Here is a 17,906-nt window from a genome sequence, read left to right on the forward strand (position 1 = left end):
TGGAAAGAACTTGCTTATTTTTTTACGTGATGCTATACCTCCTTTTCTATTTTGAAGCAGAAAAAGTGAAAAAGGACGTGAAAACGAGCATTTATCTTATTAAAATGTGTTATGAAACATGCTTTTTTTCTTGGAAAGTTTGTCAATGTCCCAAAATTCCGTACATTTGCAATGTGTTTTTCATAGTATTAGATTTAAGGTTAACAAAGGTTGGAGTACAGCGGTACTCCTTTTTTTATGCCCTAAACTGAACTTTGGCACATTTTTTTCTGTACTTTTGCACTATATCTTGAATGAACAAACATATTCACCTTTTATGAAGCTCTGTATATAGCTACGCTCAACGAATAGCCCTGCTTGATAAAGCTATTCAGCTATCTGGCAAGCGATGCCCCGTTTGCCATAGAGATTGTATATCCTTTTATTCATGAATTTGCAGGATAGCATGCTGTACTTGTACAGTGTGTTGTTTTGTGCTATTTTATTGTTGAGCAATGCATTATACATATAAACAGATATGGCTTATCAACTTTCCGGTAATGATGAGCATTTTGATGGAGCAGCTGATAAATATAACCGATGCTGTTTTCTTAGGTCACGTTGGCGAGGTGGAATTGGGAGCATCTGCCATTGCAGGGATTTATTATTTGGCGATCTACATGCTTGGGTTTGGATTTAGTATCGGATTGCAGGTGATGATTGCCCGAAGGAATGGAGAATGTGATTATGGTAAGGCTGGGAAGATATTCTTTCAAGGTTTCTTCTTTTTATCGGGATTGGCCATTTTGCTTTGTCTGCTGATGCAGGCAAGTTCTCCTTTCATATTGGGAAGGTTGATTTCCTCACCGGAGATTTATCGGGCTGTAATTCAGTATCTGGACTGGCGCAGTTTCGGTTTGCTGTTTTCGTTTCCGTTTTTGGCTATCCGTTCTTTTCTTGTGGGAATAACATGCACTCGGGCATTATCGTGGGCTGCAGCCGTTGCAGTAGTGATTAATATTCCTTTGAATTATATTCTGATATTCGTTGGAGGACTGGGAATATCGGGAGCTGCCATTGCTTCTTCTCTGGCAGAGATGGGTTCTTTGGCGATGCTTCTTTTCTACGTATGGCTGAAAATAGATAAAGGGAAATATGGATTGAAACCGGTATATGACGGAAAGCTGTTGGTAGATGTGCTGAGCTTGTCGGTATGGAGCATGCTTCATGCCTTTATCAGCGTAGCTCCGTGGCTCTTGTTTTTTGTGGCGGTGGAACATTTGGGTAAAACGGAATTAGCCATTTCCAATATTACGCGAAGTGTATCTGCTGTCTTTTTTGTAATAGTCAATTCTTTTGCGGTCACTACGGGTTCGCTGGTCAGTAATGCGATTGGGGCTGGAGAAAGGAGGGCTGTTTTCATTATCTGCCGTAAGATACTGAGGTTGGGCTATTCTGTTGGATTTCCACTGATAGGGGTAGCTGTATGCTGTAATCGCTTGATAATAGGAATCTATACAGATAACGAACTGTTAACAGAGCAGGCTTTCATCCCTTTTGTTGTGACGTTGCTGAATTATACCTTTGCCTTGCCAGGCTATGTATATCTCAACGCAGTTGGAGGGACCGGTAAAACCCGGATTACTTTTCTTTTCCAAGTGACTACCACTGTCGTGTATTTGGGGTATCTTTATTGGTTAAGCGCTTGCACTCATGCATCCTTGGCTATTTACTTAACGGCAGAATACCTTTTTGTGATTTTGCTGGCACTGCAATCGGTTTTCTATTTAAGAAGTAAACAATATTAGAAACATATCGAATTATGATGACTAAAATATATCCGCGTACGGGAGATAAGCAAACCGTATATCTTAATGCTGTTGTAAAGGATCCTCGAATAGAGGTTGGTGACTATACTATTTATAATGATTTTGTAGCTGACCCTTTGTTGTTCGAGAAAAACAATGTGCTGTATCATTACCCCATCCATCAGGAGAGGCTGGTTATTGGTAAATTCTGTTCCATTGCTTGCGGTACGAAATTTCTGTTCAACTGTGCCAATCATACGTTGAAATCTCTGTCTACTTATACATTTCCTTTATTTTACGAAGAGTGGGGATTGAAGAAATCGGACATAACGGATGCATGGGATGACAAAGGAGATATTATAATAGGTAATGATGTTTGGATTGGTTATGAAGCGGTGATAATGGCTGGTGTTCATATAGGAGATGGGGCGATTATTGGTGCACGTGCTGTTGTGACTAAAGATGTTCCCCCTTATACAATTGTAGGGGGAACTCCTGCCAAAGAAATCAGGAAACGTTTTGATGAGGATGTGGTGAAGAAATTATTGCGGCTGCAATGGTGGGATTGGTCGATTGATGAGATACGCTGTTACTTGCCGCATCTTGTACAAGGCTGTTGGGATAGATTTCCTTAATAATCCATCATCAGTGAGTTGCCGGTCTTGCCTCGTGAAATGTCAAGGTTAGGCGGTGCATAGCTCTGGTTACAGCTACATAAAGCATACTCTTGTCAATCTCCGAACGGTAATTTCTCTCATCCGTCTGTGGAATAATGACTTCGTCAAACTCAAGCCCTTTTGCCATGTGGGCAGAGGTGATGACGATGCCTTGCACAAATGCGGAGCTTTGACTTGATAGGAAGCTGATATCATTGGCATATGATTTCAGCATGTCTGCCATCTTCCTGGCTTGCTGCTCCGTCTTGCATATGATGCCAAGAGACTTATATCCGGATTTCCGGTAAGTGGAGATTAGCCCCATAATGCCGGACAGTTCTTCTACGGCACTGCCGAACTGCAGGATTTGTGGCTTTTCTCCATGCCGGGCAACCGGTTCCAGCTCTGCGTTAGGATGAATCTTTTGCGCAAAATCCGTAATCTCGAAGGTGGAACGATAACTCTTACACAATTTCATGATTTCACTTGCAGTAAGTGACTTTTGGATAGTTTCTGCTGTGGATGAGCCATAAGGATTCACGGACTGTCCTGCATCGCCCAACACGGTTTTCCGGCATGGAAAGAGTTTCTGTATTACCTTGTACTGTATGGGCGAATAGTCCTGCATCTCATCTATCAACAGATGTTTGACTCTGAATGGCTGGTTCCCGTTTCCCTCCAATGCCAAGTGTAGGTATGCCAGCGGTGCCAAGTCTGAGTATTCGAGTGTATGTCCCTTTCGCATTTTGAACATTCCGGGATTATTTGTCCATTTAAAGAAATCTTTGTAGACTTGAATGTCGTTATTGCCTGCAAACATTAGTCTGATTTCTTTTTTCAAAAGGTTTCTGCCGGCGGTGGTTACCGTAAAGGCGTATTGTATTTTCAACATATCCAGCATATAATCAGCCATAGCATCAAATCGTCGGCGTATGGGATAACGGTTGAAACGTAGGTACTGTTCTTCAATAAACGGGGCAGGTATGGTGATGTATTTGGTCAGCTTCACGTCTGCTGCCTTGAAGTAGGTGTTCTCTATGTGGAGGATAAACTTGTCAAGCTCTGAAATGAAGCCGAAAGAGGCTTTATAGGCTATTCTGTCGATGAGGCTTGAGGATGGCTTTTCTAACAGTTCATTCACTAGCCCGAAGTATGTTTGGTACTTATATTTGTGTTCCAACACTCCGGAGAGTATTTGTTCCATACTGGTTTCGGGCACGGTTTCTTCCCCAAGTTCGGGGAGGACGTTGGAGATATAATCGGAAAACACTTTGTTGGGGGAGATAATCAGAATATCTTTTGATGAGATGCTGTCTCTGAAGGTATAGAGCAGGTAGGCTATGCGGTGCAGGGCTATGGATGTTTTTCCAGAGCCGGCCACTCCTTGAATAATAAGCGTGCGGATATCTTCGTTGCGGATAATCCGGTTCTGTTCCCGTTGGATGGTGGCAACGATATTTTTCATCTTGTCATCTGCATTGGAACTTAACTCTTTTTGCAGAATGTCGTCATGGACGGTCAGGGCACTTTCAATCATAAATTCCATTTTGCCGCCCCGAATTCTGTATTGGCGTTTTAGGGAAATTACTCCTTTAATCTCTCCCGATGGAGACCGATAGCCTGCTTCTCCTAATTCATGGTCATAGAACATGCTCGAAACGGGTGCTCGCCAGTCATGGATAAGGGTAGCTCGACTTTCCGGGTCATAGAAGGTATGGATACCTATATAGATAGGCATCACTTTGCTGTTTTCTTTCTTTTCCAAAAAATCAATTCGTCCGAAGTAAGGAATGGCAAGTATCTTGGTGAGCCGCTTACGCTTGTTGATTACACTTTCCCCCAAGGCAAAATGGTTTAGGATGCTTTCGCGCATGGAGCGTATCTCGTGCGGGTCGATGTCTTTGTTGGACCAGATATAGTCTTTGTATTCTGCCAAGGTGTCGACGTGGTCTTTCACTGATGCGTCGGTATTACCGATAACCTTTTTCAGAAAACTGATTATTTGCTTTAAATATTCTTTCTCTTGTTTCTCTGTTTGATTGAATGCCATAATTAGTTGTTGCTAAAAATAAGACAGTGTGCAAAATTAGTGTATTGTATCGGGAAGGGAAATGGCTATTTATAGCTATATATTGGGAAGTTTTATATCTTTGCACATTCAAAAAAGTGGAGGTAAATGGATATTCATGAGCTTGCAAGGCAGAATCAGCAATCTGCATGGAAAGTATTGGAAGATACCCGTATTATTGAAGCATGGGAGCGCATTGGAGCAACCGTTCATTTGGTGGGCTCACTCCGTACCGGGCTGTTGGCGAAAAGTAGGGATATAGATATCCATATTTATACCGATAGGTTGGATGTAGGAGAGAGTTTTTCGGTCCTCCGGGAACTTGCGGAACGATTGCCTTTGCAGGAAATACAATATAGGAACCTTATCCATACGGAGGAAGAGTGCATGGAGTGGCATGCTTTATATAAGGATAGAGAACAGAATACTTGGAAGTTTGATATGATTCACATCCGGAAAGGTTCCAGGTATGATGGTGTTGTAGAAAAGGTGACTGCCGCTATTGCGGAGCGCCTTACTCCTGAAATTAGGAAAACGATATTGCAAATCAAATTCGATGTGCCGGATGGTGTAACGATTCCAGGTATAGAGATTTATCATGCTGTCTTTACGGGAGGTGTCCGCACTTATAAGGAGCTTGAAGAGTGGCGCAAAACAAATCAGTTGGCGGACAGTCTCGGTTGGCTTCCGTAATCTTAGAGGTAGATACCAAGATTTTCTACTATATGGATGGCTTCCATTATATTGTTGGCATCTAACTTGCTTAGGATGTTTTTCCGGTGATTGTTCACAGTATAGATGCTCACTCCCAGCTGGTAAGCGATTTCCTTGCTTAGAAAACCTTGTCGGATGAGTCGTAATATTTCTTTCTCCCGGTTGGATAATTGTTTGTCGGGAGAAACAGTGCATGTTGGAAGTATCTCTCCCGTTTTTCTGTTCACCACCGTCCGTTTGATTCTTTCGATAGGGGTCTGGTCGGGAAGTATGTCCATTACTCCCATGATTATCCAGGCTTTACCATTCCGGTCTGTTTCTATGACTTGTTGCCGGCTGCTTACATTGATATACTGTTGCCGTGCATTCAACATACGGAATTGAAATATTTGCCGGTAGTCATTTCTTTCTTCCGGTGGGAGTGAGTAGATGAACTGTCCATGCTCGATTTGGCATTCTGTGAGTTGAATTCTGTCATCAGGGTGTATTCTCTCTTCCAGTAAATCGCCTTGTTGCCTGATTGTCTTTATCCAAGTGGGATTGTATCCGAAAAGATGGGCAAAACTGTCGGATGCAAAATCGTATCTCTCTTTAAATACGTCAACTGTAAAAATACAGCTCTGACTCATTTGTGAGAACGCTTGCACGGATATTCTTTTCTTGTTCCACAAATCATAGTCCACATCGGGACCGCTAATCTGCTGTCTTGCCCATAATTCTTTGGGAGTTGTCTTGTTGGTAGTCATGGAACAAAGATAACTGATAATTTTCTTTTGAGCTTTATCTTTTACGGGATAATATTATTTTTAAGAATATGTTGTAGGGTTGGATTAAGTGGCTACTTTTGTAGGCCATGTCATTGGGGACGTCGTGAATGAAAAGCAAACGAGTAATAAATTCAATATGTGATAAGATGAAAGATATACCGGCAGACAGCTTAATAAAGAATTATTTTCCTGTAGATTATATAGATTCTTTTTCTAAAGTGATGGTCACTGGGCAGGCATTGACACCGGAAGATTTTCGCAATCTTGCCTTCAGCCGATTTCCTAAATGGATTGGTTGGCTCATGAATTTCAGGAATGCGATTGTAAAGCCATTAGGACTGGATACAGCAACCAGATTTACAGATATGGTCTTGGATAAAAATCTGCATGAAGAAATTCTCGGAATGCTGGATAAGCATCTTGATTTCCATGTGTCCATGTGGTGTGGGGAATATCACGAAGGAAAACAAGAACTTCGGATTACTACTGTTGTGAAGTACAATAATTGGCTGGGAAGGGCATATTTCTTTATTATCAGACCTTTTCATGGGATAATAGTAAAGTCTATCTTAAAGCATGTTGCTGGGGATAGGGGGAGTGGGTGTAAATAAATACTCCCATTGAAATATTATCATTTCAATGGGAGTATTTATTTGAGTGGTGCCACCAGGAATCGAACCGGGGACACAAGGATTTTCAGTCCTTTGCTCTACCAACTGAGCTATGGCACCATGTTTATCTCTTTTGCGGTTGCAAAGGTAGTGAAACTTTTGGACTATGCAATAGCTTTCATAATAAAAAACGCTGATGATTGGCTATGTAGCTAATTATCAGCGTTTATGATTTGAGAAAAAATACTGAAAAAGTTTTATAGTTATGCTTTTTCCGCTTCTTCTTCCTTCAAAGGATTCCATCCTTGTGCTTTGAGTTCAAACTCTTGGCCGTCACGGGTAATTAGTGCGCAGCCTAATTCTGGTTTGGTGATATGGCCAATCAGCTTGACGCCTTCCATTTCGGCAACTTTTTCATGGTCGGCAATGGGGACGGTGAACAATAACTCATAATCCTCGCCTCCGTTCAGTGCACAAGTGCTCAGGTTCATATTGAATTCTTCTGCCATTACAGCCGTCTGATAGTCGATAGGAATATGTTCTTCGTAGACGCGGCAACCCACTTTGCTTTGGGTACAGATATGCAGTAATTCCGAAGAAAGGCCGTCCGATATATCCATCATGGAGGTGGGTTGTATACCTTCTTCTGCCAGTTTCTGAATGATGTCACGGCGTGCTTCGGGCTTCAATTGACGTTCCAGAAGATACTCCTTCCCCGAGAAGTCCGGTTGCAAGTCTTTGTCACCTCCTTTGAGCACCGCCTTTTCGCGTTCCAAAAGCTGTAGTCCCATGTAGGCGGCACCCAAGTCGCCGCTGACGCAAATCAGGTCGGTTTCGCGGGCACCATTGCGGTAGACCACTTTTCCTTTCTCACCCTCGCCTATGCAGGTGATGCTGATGGTAAGCCCGGTATAGGAAGCGGAGGTGTCTCCTCCCACGATGTCAACATCATATTCTTCGCAAGCCAAACGGATGCCGGCATAGAGTTCCTCCATGTCTTCTATACTGAAACGCTTGGATATGCCCAAGGAAACGGTAATCTGCTTCGGTGTGCCGTTCATGGCATAGATATCGGAGAAATTGACTACGGCCGATTTATACCCCAAATGCTTGAGCGGTACATACACAAGGTCGAAATGGACGCCTTCCATCAGCAAGTCGGTAGTAACGAGCACTTCCTTTTCGGCCGGGTAGGAGAGGACGGCAGCATCATCTCCGACACCATATCGGCTCGACTCATTCTTTAGTTCAATGCCTTCGGTGAGGTGACGGATGAGGCCGAATTCACCGAGGGTAGCTATTTCTGTTCTCATGCTTTCTTATGCTCTATTAATCAATTCACGCATAATCTCTGTCATTCTCGGTTGTGCCTCGTCTGCAGCTTTCTGCACTTCTTCGTGAGAAACTTCTACGATTTTACCTTCTACCCCCAAGTCTGTAATGACAGATACGCCGAACACTTTGATTCCGCAATGATTTGCCACGATGACTTCCGGCACGGTGGACATGCCCACTGCATCGGCACCCAGAATATGGAACATCTTGTATTCCGCAGGTGTTTCGAATGTGGGACCTTGCGTACCGATATAGACACCGTGCTGAACCTTGATGCCCTTTTCTGCTGCAATGGCGTCGGCCTTACGAATCAGCTCTTTGTCATAGGCCTCGCTCATATCCGGGAAACGAGGGCCGTAAGGTATGTTTTTGCCACGCAATGGATGTTCGGGGAAGTAGTTTATATGGTCGGTGATAATCATCAGGTCGCCGATCGCAAAATCCGGATTTGTGCCTCCACTGGCATTGGAAACGAACAAGGTCTTGATACCCAGTTCGCGCATTACACGTACCGGGAAGGTTACTTCCTTCATGGAATAGCCCTCGTAAAAATGGAAACGTCCCTGCATCGCCATGATGTCTTTATGGCCCAGTTTGCCGAAGATAAGTTTTCCGCTGTGTCCCTCTACGGTAGAGACGGGGAAGTTGGGGATTTCTTCGTACCTTATCTCATACTTTTCAGTGATTTCACCGGCAAGACTGCCGAGTCCGGTACCGAGGATGATTGCTGTCTCAGGCTGGGTGTGCATCTTTCCCTTCAGAAAGGCTGCTGTTTCTTGAATGCGCTCTAACATAGCCAATAATGTTTTGGTTAAATATATATTGTTGATTTTGTAAAATTTCTATTTCTATCGGCAGCACGTAGATGTACGGCTTTAGTGTTTCGTCCAGTGCGGGATGGAGTTTCAGCCTTGCCGCATCTTTCTCCGTGGTGATTATCAGTCTTTTCCACTCTTCCAGGTGCAGGAATTGTTCCTTTATTTGCAATAAATCCTTGGGAGTAAAGTCATGATGGTCATCAAATGACAGCAATTTGACGTGCGGCGTGTAAGATTCCACTTCTTTCTGCAAGGGGGCGGGGGAGGCGATGCCTGTCACCAGCAGTACTTGCTCGTCTCCGGTGAGGGAGGAGAGCACTTCCCAGCTGTTCGTTTTCTCGGGAAATAGCGGGGTCAACATTCCATAGCGGAATCTGGAGAAATACAGTTGTTGGTATGGATAGAGGTGGAGCCGTTTGGCTATGATGTTGAAGTCTATCGGCTTGATGTCATCCGGACATTTGGTGACGATGACCATCTGTGCCCGGTTTTTACCGCTTGAAGGTTCGCGGAGTCTTCCGGCAGGGAGCAAGGCATCATCGCATAGTAACCGGTGAAAATCGGTTAGTAGAATGTTCAGTCCGGCTTTTACATGGCGATGTTGGAAGGCGTCGTCCAGGATGATGGCTTCTACAGTGGGATTTTCCAGTTTCAGCAGTTGCTCAATGCCGTGACAACGGTTTTCGTCTACCGCTACCCGTGCATTGGGGAATTTATTTTTAATTTGATATGGCTCGTCACCTATTTGCCGTACATTGCTCTTGTCATCGGCCAGTACATAGCCTCGGCTTTTACGCTTGTAACCCCTACTGAGGGTGGCTACATTCACTCCGTTTTTTTGTAATAGCTTTATCAGATATTCGGTATGTGGCGTCTTGCCAGTTCCGCCCACAGCAAGGTTGCCCACGCATATTACTGGAACGTCAAAACTCTTTGACCGGAGCCAGCCCCAGTCAAAGAGTTTATTTCGCAAGCATACCCCTATTCCATAAAGCCATGATAGGGGATATAGCCAATGATATATCTTGATAAAGTTTTCTTCCATTTATTGAATATTCAGTTCAAAGGGTACACGTGCTTGTATACGGTCACATTTGTCAAAATTCTCCAGGACGCTGAACTGCTGGTATATCTCGCCCATTGTGCCTTTCAGCATGCGTGCTTTGACGTAGTTACCCGGATTGGTGTTCATCAGGCTTTCAAAGAAACTTTCCTTTTTCGGATAGCTCATCACGGTATAGGCATCTACTCCGGCCTTTGCAATGGCAATGTCCAAAGCTTTGTCCAAACCACCCAATTCGTCGACCAGTCCTAGTTCCTTGGCCTTGCTTCCGGTCCATACACGACCTTGGGCAATTTTATCCAGGTCTTCCTTGCTGATGCCTCGGCCATCGGAGCAGCGGGTGAGGAAGAGGTCATATCCGTTGTTCACATACATTTGCATCAGCCCTTTTTCACCGTCATTCATCGGGCGTGTCAGCATGCCGAAGTCTGCGTATTTATTGGTTTTCACTACATCAAAATTTACCCCGATTTTATCAGTCAGCCCCTTTGCGTTGGGGAACATGCCGAAGATGCCGATAGAACCCGTCAGTGTGGTAGGCTCGGCCACGATGGTGTCTGCATTACAAGAAATGTAGTAACCTCCTGAAGCTGCATAGTCACCCATGGAAACAATGACCGGTTTCTCTTTCTTCAATTCGCTGACGGCATACCATATCTGTTCTGAACCATAGGCACTTCCGCCCGGTGAGTTTACGCGTAATACTACCGCTTTTACATCTTCGTCATCTTTCAGCTTGCGCAGGTCTTTAATCACCTTTTTAGAGTCGATGCCTTCTTCGCTGGAGGCAGAAGATGAACCACCGTCAATTTCTCCATAGGCATAGTATACGGCAATCACATTTCCACTTTTGTCTTTGGGAACGTTCTTCTTTACGTTAATCATGTCCTGCAAACCAAGTACGGGCATGCGGTCGTCTTTGTCGATGCCTACCATCGCTTTCAGGTAGTTGCGCACATCATTCTTATATATTAATGTATCGACCAGTCCGCATTGCACACTTTCTTCTGCGTGATAGAACATCAACATGCGGTCGGCAATGGCGTTCAGTGAGTCTACAGATATTTTGCGTGATTCTGCAACATCATTGGTCACTTGTCCCCAGATGGAGGTCAGGTAAGCGTCGATTTGTTCACGGTTGGCAGGGCTCATTTCGGTAGAGATGAAAGGCTCTACAGCCGATTTGTAGGTACCTACTTTGAATATCTGCATTTCCACTCCGATTTTGGCCAGCAAATCCTTGAAGAACATGGGGGTAGCGGCCAAGCCCCTCCACTCGACCATACCTTGCGGGTTCAGCAACACCTTGTCGGCTACACTTGACAGATAATAAAGACCTTGGGAATAGCTGTCACCATAAGCTACGATGAATTTTCCCGATTCCTTGAAATCCTTCAATGCATTGCGTATTTCTTCGCGTGAAGCAAATCCTGCACCCAGCGAAGTTGCTTCTATATAGATACCTTTAATGTTGTCATTCTCTTTTGCTTTTTTGATAGAGGAGAGGACATCATCCAGGCCATAGGTCTTATAATTGTCTCCCATAAGAGCATCGAACGGATTGTCTTGGCTGCGTTCAGCCAGTGCGCCATTCAAATCCAGCATCATAATGGAGTTCTTGCGTACTTGCGTTTCCGACTCCGAAGATGATACCATGCTGAAAACCACCAGAATACTGATGAAAACTAAAACAACGACTGATACGATGATGCCGGTAATGGTGGCAAACGTAAACTTCAGAAAATCTTTCATTGTACTTTATTGTTTTTAGTATGCTAACTTTTAAAAGCTAACAAAGATAAATAATTAGGTTGATATTTACCCTATCTGTCGCTGAGTTTTTCGGTTTGTCACAGTATTATGGGAGATTTCATTCTCTTTTCTTTTATCTTTGAAGTATGTCATTTCGTTCTTTATGGATAGTTAGTTTGTAAAATGCCAGAGTATAATTGCTGTCTTCTTACTTTCTGAATCTATTTCTCCTAAGAACTAATCTTTCCACACCCGTGTTTCTTTCTTACCACAGCTGTGGTAAGAAAGAAACACGGGTGTGGAAAGAAAGAAACATATCTGTGGTGAGAAAAGTTGTTCATTAGTTCCCGTTTAGTTTCCGTGCTTTCCGGATGTAGCCTTTCGCAGGTTTATTGTCAGTTCTCTTTGTGATTCGCAAGCGCGGTGCCTGTCGTTCAGTGGTCTATGTCAAGGTATGAATTGGAGCTTGTATTTCGCGCGCGTATATATATAATGTGTCCCTTCCTTTCCTTATCCCAGTTTCCTTTAAAAAACATGCTTTAAAACATATCTATCAATCAGTGAGTTATGAAAAAGTTCATGGAATCTCTCAAAAAAACCGTGTATAAATTTTGCAGATGTCCATAAAAGGCCTACTTTTGCATCCGCTTTCGGGAACGAAGGCGGCGATGTTTTGACATTCTGACAGTAAAACGGAGCGGTAAGTTTACATTTTTCTCTTCTTTGCCATCGGTTTCTTCCGGAACTTCAGCCTTGGAAAAGAAAAATGAAAAAAAAACTTCTGAAAATATTTGGAAGTTATGCTTTAAAGTTCTTACCTTTGCACCCGCTTTTGAAAATGAAAGCAGCGCGAGTTGACATTCTTTTAAAAGAAACGGTGCCTGGTTCTTCTTTCTTTTTCTTTTTGCCTCCCTTTCGACAAGAGAGACGACGAGGAAAGAGAAAAGAGAGAAAAAAAGAAAAAAAACTTCCGAAAATATTTGGAGGATATACTTAAAAGTTCTTACCTTTGCATCCGCTTTCTGAAAAGAACAGCAATCGTGAAACGAGCGATCTTTGAACAGATTTACATAAACAATACAAGTAGTACAAGAGCAAGGTTTTTCCTTATCAATGGGGAAAGCCTTGGGTAAAACAAGAGAACCGTCAATACTTATTTTATATAGGTAAAGATAAACTTTTGAATTCGAGCGTCCTGAACAGATAACAAGCTGTCGCACATTAATTTTTTAATTTGCGCAGTCACGATACTTTTACAATGAAGAGTTTGATCCTGGCTCAGGATGAACGCTAGCTACAGGCTTAACACATGCAAGTCGAGGGGCATCAGGAAGAAAGCTTGCTTTCTTTGCTGGCGACCGGCGCACGGGTGAGTAACACGTATCCAACCTGCCGATGACTCGGGGATAGCCTTTCGAAAGAAAGATTAATACCCGATGGTATATCTGAAAGGCATCTTTCAGCTATTAAAGAATTTCGGTCATTGATGGGGATGCGTTCCATTAGGTTGTTGGCGGGGTAACGGCCCACCAAGCCATCGATGGATAGGGGTTCTGAGAGGAAGGTCCCCCACATTGGAACTGAGACACGGTCCAAACTCCTACGGGAGGCAGCAGTGAGGAATATTGGTCAATGGACGAGAGTCTGAACCAGCCAAGTAGCGTGAAGGATGACTGCCCTATGGGTTGTAAACTTCTTTTATACGGGAATAAAGTTAGGCACGTGTGCCTTTTTGTATGTACCGTATGAATAAGGATCGGCTAACTCCGTGCCAGCAGCCGCGGTAATACGGAGGATCCGAGCGTTATCCGGATTTATTGGGTTTAAAGGGAGCGTAGGCGGATGCTTAAGTCAGTTGTGAAAGTTTGCGGCTCAACCGTAAAATTGCAGTTGATACTGGGTGTCTTGAGTACAGTAGAGGCAGGCGGAATTCGTGGTGTAGCGGTGAAATGCTTAGATATCACGAAGAACTCCGATTGCGAAGGCAGCTTGCTGGACTGTAACTGACGCTGATGCTCGAAAGTGTGGGTATCAAACAGGATTAGATACCCTGGTAGTCCACACAGTAAACGATGAATACTCGCTGTTTGCGATATACAGTAAGCGGCCAAGCGAAAGCGTTAAGTATTCCACCTGGGGAGTACGCCGGCAACGGTGAAACTCAAAGGAATTGACGGGGGCCCGCACAAGCGGAGGAACATGTGGTTTAATTCGATGATACGCGAGGAACCTTACCCGGGCTTAAATTGCAAATGAATGTTCTGGAAACAGATCAGCCGCAAGGCATTTGTGAAGGTGCTGCATGGTTGTCGTCAGCTCGTGCCGTGAGGTGTCGGCTTAAGTGCCATAACGAGCGCAACCCTTATCGATAGTTACCATCAGGTTATGCTGGGGACTCTGTCGAGACTGCCGTCGTAAGATGTGAGGAAGGTGGGGATGACGTCAAATCAGCACGGCCCTTACGTCCGGGGCTACACACGTGTTACAATGGGGGGTACAGAAGGCAGCTACACGGCGACGTGATGCTAATCCCTAAAACCTCTCTCAGTTCGGATTGGAGTCTGCAACCCGACTCCATGAAGCTGGATTCGCTAGTAATCGCGCATCAGCCACGGCGCGGTGAATACGTTCCCGGGCCTTGTACACACCGCCCGTCAAGCCATGAAAGCCGGGGGTACCTGAAGTGCGTAACCGCGAGGAGCGCCCTAGGGTAAAACTGGTGATTGGGGCTAAGTCGTAACAAGGTAGCCGTACCGGAAGGTGCGGCTGGAACACCTCCTTTCTGGAGTGACGTCTCGACTCGATCGTTGGTTCTTGAAGTTATGCTTCCATAAGAACCTCTTGTACTGCGCGTACTTGTTTATTAAAATATACGAGAAAAGTAGAAGCCGAGCCGTAAGGCGAGGGTTTGACTGACAGTCCTATAGCTCAGTTGGTTAGAGCGCTACACTGATAATGTAGAGGTCGGCAGTTCAACTCTGCCTGGGACTACTTCTCAGTTGGTGACCGACCGGTTACGATTTAGCGGGTCTTTCATCAATGGTGAAGGGGGATTAGCTCAGCTGGCTAGAGCACCTGCTTTGCACGCAGGGGGTCAACGGTTCGAATCCGTTATTCTCCACTTCTCAAGATTAGGAATTATCTTTAATCCTTAATCCTTAACAACGATCTTTGACATGATGTGACCAAAAAAGTAAAGTTGAAAGCTGAAAGTATATATCGACCATACGTGATCGGTAAGACAAAAAGTAAGTAAGGGCACATGGCGGATGCCTTGGCTCTCGGAGGCGATGAAGGACGTGATAAGCTGCGATAAGCCGCGGGTAGGTGCAAATGACCTTTGATCCGCGGATTTCCGAATGGGACAACCCGATATCCTGAAGGGATATCATCCCGCAATGCGGGAGGCTAACGCAGGGAACTGAAACATCTTAGTACCTGCAGGAAAAGAAAATAAATAATGATTCCCCCAGTAGTGGCGAGCGAACGGGGAACAGCCCAAACCATCCATGTTACGGCATGTGTGGGGTTGTAGGACCACGTTGTGGCAAGAAAGTTGGTGAGCAGAATGTTCTGGAAAGTACAGCCATAGAGCATGATAGCTGCGTATGCGAAGCCAACCGAAGCCTAGTGGTATCCTGAGTAGCGCGGAGCACGAGGAATTCTGCGTGAATCTGCCGGGACCATCCGGTAAGGCTAAATACTCCCGAGAGACCGATAGTGAACCAGTACTGTGAAGGAAAGGTGAAAAGCACTTCGAACAGAAGAGTGAAATAGTTCCTGAAACCATGTGCCTACAAGCGGTCGGAGCACTTTTAGTGTGACGGCGTGCCTTTTGCATAATGAACCTACGAGTTACTTTTTCCGGCGAGGTTAAGGATCTCAGATCCGCAGCCGAAGCGAAAGCGAGTCTGAACAGGGCGTATAGTCGGAAGGAGTAGACGCGAAACCAAGTGATCTACCCTTGGGCAGGTTGAAGGATGGGTAACACCATCTGGAGGACCGAACCAATAAGCGTTGAAAAGCTTCTGGATGACCTGAGGGTGGGGGTGAAAGGCTAATCAAACTTGGAGATAGCTCGTACTCCCCGAAATGCATTTAGGTGCAGCCTTGACTTATACTGACATGAGGTAGAGCGACTGATAAGATGCGAGGGCTTCACCGCCTATCAAGTCTTGACAAACTCCGAATGCGTGTCAGTTCTATGTCAGGAGTGAGGGCATGGGTGCTAAGGTCCATGTCCTAAAGGAGAACAATCCGGACCAACAGCTAAGGTCCCGAAATGAATACTAAGTTGAACTAACGAAGTCAGATTGCTAAGACAGCTAGGATGTTGGCTTGGAAGCAGCCATTCATTTAAAGAGTGCGTAACAGCTCACTAGTCGAGGAGTTTGGCGTGGATAATAATCGGGCATAAGTATTCTACCGAAGCTTTGGGATGAGAAATCATCGGTAGGGGAGCATTCCACTCTGCGTCGAAGGTAAGGCGTGAGCCTTGCTGGAGCGTGTGGAAAAGCAAATGTAGGTATAAGTAACGATAAAGGGGGTGAGAAACCCCCTCGCCGAAAGACTAAGGTTTCCTGATCAACGCTAATCGGATCAGGGTAAGTCGGGTCCTAAGGCTCAGCCGAACGGCGAGGCCGATGGCAGAACCGGTTAATATTCCGGTACTACCTTAAGGAGTGACGTGGAGACGGAGTCGTGACAGCGCCGCGGACTGACGGAATAGTCCGTTGAAGGGTGTAGATGTTGATTGTTCCAGGCAAATCCGGAATGAGAGTCGAACCTGACAGTATGGAGCGTCCTTCTGGACAATCCAATAGTGCGTGTAATCATACTTCCAAGAAAATCCGCTAAACTTAATCCTTACGGTACCCGTACCGCAAACGGACACACGTAGTCGGGTTGAATATACTAAGGCGCTTGAGTGATTCACGGTTAAGGAACTAGGCAAACTGACCCTGTAACTTCGGGATAAAGGGTCCTCAAGCAATTGAGGCGCAGAGAATAGGTCCAGGCAACTGTTTAACAAAAACACAGGGCTGTGCAAAATTGAAAGATGAAGTATACAGCCTGACACCTGCCCGGTGCTGGAAGGTTAAGAGGAGACGTCATCGCAAGAGAAGCGTTGAATTGAAGCCCCAGTAAACGGCGGCCGTAACTATAACGGTCCTAAGGTAGCGAAATTCCTTGTCGGGTAAGTTCCGACCTGCACGAATGGTGTAATGATCTGGACGCTGTCTCAACCGTGAGCTCAGTGAAATTGTAGTATCGGTGAAGATGCCGATTACCCGCGATGGGACGAAAAGACCCCGTGAACCTTTACTATAGCTTAACATTGAATTTGGGTAATTGATGTGTAGGATAGGCCGGAGGCTTTGAAGCGGGCACGCCAGTGTTCGTGGAGCCGCTGTTGAAATACGGCCCTTTGATTATTTGAGTTCTAACCCGCTGTTGCGGGGACACTGTTTGGTGGGTAGTTTGACTGGGGTGGTCGCCTCCAAAAGCGTAACGGAGGCTTCTAAAGGTGCCCTCACGACGATTGGTAACCGTCGGCAGAGTGTAATGGCATAAGGGCGCTTGACTGGGAGACTCACAAGTCGATCAGGTAGGAAACTAGAGCATAGTGATCCGGTGTTTCTGTATGGAAAGGACATCGCTCAAAGGATAAAAGGTACTCCGGGGATAACAGGCTGATCCCTCCCAAGAGCTCATATCGACGGAGGGGTTTGGCACCTCGATGTCGGCTCGTCACATCCTGGGGCTGGAGAAGGTCCCAAGGGTTGGGCTGTTCGCCCATTAAAGTGGCACGCGAGCTGGGTTCAGAACGTCGTGAGACAGTTCGGTCTCTATCTATCGTGGGCGCATGAAATTTGCGTGGCTCTGACACTAGTACGAGAGGACCGTGTTGGACTGACCTCTGGTTTACCGGTTGTGCCGCCAGGTGCATTGCCGGGTATCTAAGTCGGGATTGGATAAGTGCTGAAAGCATCTAAGTACGAAGCCAGCCACAAGATTAGATTTCTCAGGGTCGTTGTAGACTACAACGTTGATAGGACGCAGGTGTACAGGCAGCGATGTCATAGCCGAGCGTTACTAATTGCCCGTTCACTTTTTGCCTTGCCTTGTATGGAGGTATATACGTTCAGCCATAAATGAATGCTTTGCTTTTTTCGCATCATGTCTACCTTATTCAGGTGACTACAGCACCGGGGTTCCACCTCTTCCCATTCCGAACAGAGAAGTTAAGCCCGGTCACGCCGATGGTACTGCGTAACAGTGGGAGAGTAGGTAGTCGCCGTTTTTCAGAAGAAGCCTCCGTGTCTGATAAGGAT

The 17,906-nt window shown here is 45.3% G+C and carries 11 protein-coding genes, 3 tRNA genes and 3 rRNA genes; 10 read left to right on the top strand and 7 right to left on the bottom strand.

Translation table 11 applies throughout. From position 1 onward, the window contains the following. The first annotated feature begins 494 nt into the window (after window positions 1–494). Together H1A11_RS01665 and H1A11_RS01670 are read left to right on the top strand one after the other, a co-directional pair. Window positions 495–1,787 carry an MATE family efflux transporter gene (locus tag H1A11_RS01665; RefSeq protein WP_034523111.1) on the top strand — a complete coding sequence of 431 codons (1,293 nt, stop codon included), beginning with the start codon at window positions 495–497 and terminating at the stop codon, window positions 1,785–1,787. A gap of 14 nt (window positions 1,788–1,801) precedes the next feature. Then, window positions 1,802–2,422, top strand: a complete 621-nt coding sequence (locus H1A11_RS01670; RefSeq protein ID WP_005828836.1) for a CatB-related O-acetyltransferase — start codon at window positions 1,802–1,804, stop codon at window positions 2,420–2,422. Between the two features lie 10 nt (window positions 2,423–2,432). Here the strand turns inward: H1A11_RS01670 and H1A11_RS01675 are convergent, their stop codons facing one another. Further along, window positions 2,433–4,493 carry a 3'-5' exonuclease gene (locus H1A11_RS01675; protein ID WP_129643401.1) on the bottom strand — a complete coding sequence of 687 codons (2,061 nt, stop codon included), beginning with the start codon at window positions 4,491–4,493 and terminating at the stop codon, window positions 2,433–2,435. Window positions 4,494–4,619: 126 nt separating this feature from the next. Here H1A11_RS01675 and H1A11_RS01680 point away from each other — a divergent pair, with 126 nt between their 5' ends. Further along, on the top strand, window positions 4,620–5,204 hold the full coding sequence (locus H1A11_RS01680; protein WP_117601102.1) for a nucleotidyltransferase domain-containing protein: 585 nt from the start codon (window positions 4,620–4,622) through the stop codon (window positions 5,202–5,204). Window positions 5,205–5,206: 2 nt separating this feature from the next. Here H1A11_RS01680 and H1A11_RS01685 read toward each other — a convergent pair whose 3' ends face one another. Beyond that, the gene (locus H1A11_RS01685; protein ID WP_117601101.1) at window positions 5,207–5,971 is read right to left on the bottom strand and encodes a LuxR C-terminal-related transcriptional regulator; all 765 of its coding nucleotides are present in this window, start codon (window positions 5,969–5,971) and stop codon (window positions 5,207–5,209) included. A 167-nt stretch (window positions 5,972–6,138) separates the two neighbouring features. On the opposite strand from H1A11_RS01685, the gene H1A11_RS01690 reads away from it, so the two are divergent. Continuing rightward, the gene (locus H1A11_RS01690) at window positions 6,139–6,603 is read left to right on the top strand and encodes a DUF2867 domain-containing protein (RefSeq protein WP_117601152.1); all 465 of its coding nucleotides are present in this window, start codon (window positions 6,139–6,141) and stop codon (window positions 6,601–6,603) included. 47 nt (window positions 6,604–6,650) lie between these two features. On the opposite strand, the gene H1A11_RS01695 is transcribed toward H1A11_RS01690, so the two are convergent. The 5 genes from H1A11_RS01695 to sppA all read right to left on the bottom strand — a co-directional run bounded on the left by H1A11_RS01695 (window position 6,651) and on the right by sppA (window position 11,571). Next, window positions 6,651–6,723, bottom strand: a tRNA-Phe gene (locus H1A11_RS01695). Between the two features lie 143 nt (window positions 6,724–6,866). After that, the gene (gene thiL / locus H1A11_RS01700) at window positions 6,867–7,916 is read right to left on the bottom strand and encodes a thiamine-phosphate kinase (RefSeq protein ID WP_005828671.1); all 1,050 of its coding nucleotides are present in this window, start codon (window positions 7,914–7,916) and stop codon (window positions 6,867–6,869) included. A gap of 6 nt (window positions 7,917–7,922) precedes the next feature. Continuing rightward, window positions 7,923–8,732, bottom strand: coding sequence for a purine-nucleoside phosphorylase (locus H1A11_RS01705; RefSeq protein ID WP_005835556.1), 810 nt, complete (start codon window positions 8,730–8,732; stop codon window positions 7,923–7,925). Next, window positions 8,671–9,801, bottom strand: coding sequence for a tetraacyldisaccharide 4'-kinase (gene lpxK, locus H1A11_RS01710; RefSeq protein ID WP_131225906.1), 1,131 nt, complete (start codon window positions 9,799–9,801; stop codon window positions 8,671–8,673). Before lpxK ends, H1A11_RS01705 begins: the two co-directional genes overlap by 62 nt. Further along, the gene (sppA, locus tag H1A11_RS01715) at window positions 9,802–11,571 is read right to left on the bottom strand and encodes a signal peptide peptidase SppA (RefSeq protein ID WP_181757638.1); all 1,770 of its coding nucleotides are present in this window, start codon (window positions 11,569–11,571) and stop codon (window positions 9,802–9,804) included. It lies immediately after the preceding gene. Window positions 11,572–12,337: 766 nt separating this feature from the next. Between sppA and H1A11_RS01720 the strand changes: the two genes are divergently transcribed. The 6 genes from H1A11_RS01720 (at window position 12,338) to rrf (ending at window position 17,875) form a co-directional block, all read left to right on the top strand. Continuing rightward, window positions 12,338–12,568, top strand: a complete 231-nt coding sequence (locus H1A11_RS01720) for a hypothetical protein (protein ID WP_181757639.1) — start codon at window positions 12,338–12,340, stop codon at window positions 12,566–12,568. Window positions 12,569–12,826: 258 nt separating this feature from the next. Further along, window positions 12,827–14,353, top strand: a 16S ribosomal RNA gene (locus H1A11_RS01725). 135 nt (window positions 14,354–14,488) lie between these two features. Next, window positions 14,489–14,562, top strand: a tRNA-Ile gene (locus H1A11_RS01730). 56 nt (window positions 14,563–14,618) lie between these two features. Beyond that, window positions 14,619–14,692 (top strand) — tRNA-Ala (locus H1A11_RS01735). A 121-nt stretch (window positions 14,693–14,813) separates the two neighbouring features. Further along, window positions 14,814–17,691: ribosomal RNA gene (locus tag H1A11_RS01740) — 23S ribosomal RNA — on the top strand. 73 nt (window positions 17,692–17,764) lie between these two features. Next, window positions 17,765–17,875: ribosomal RNA gene (gene rrf, locus H1A11_RS01745) — 5S ribosomal RNA — on the top strand. The 16S, 23S and 5S rRNA genes sit together here with 2 tRNA genes alongside, the layout of an rRNA operon. The last annotated feature ends 31 nt before the right edge of the window (window positions 17,876–17,906 follow it).

Origin of the sequence: Bacteroides sp. CACC 737, from assembly GCF_013874375.1 — a bacterium.
Lineage (GTDB): Bacteria > Bacteroidota > Bacteroidia > Bacteroidales > Bacteroidaceae > Bacteroides > Bacteroides uniformis.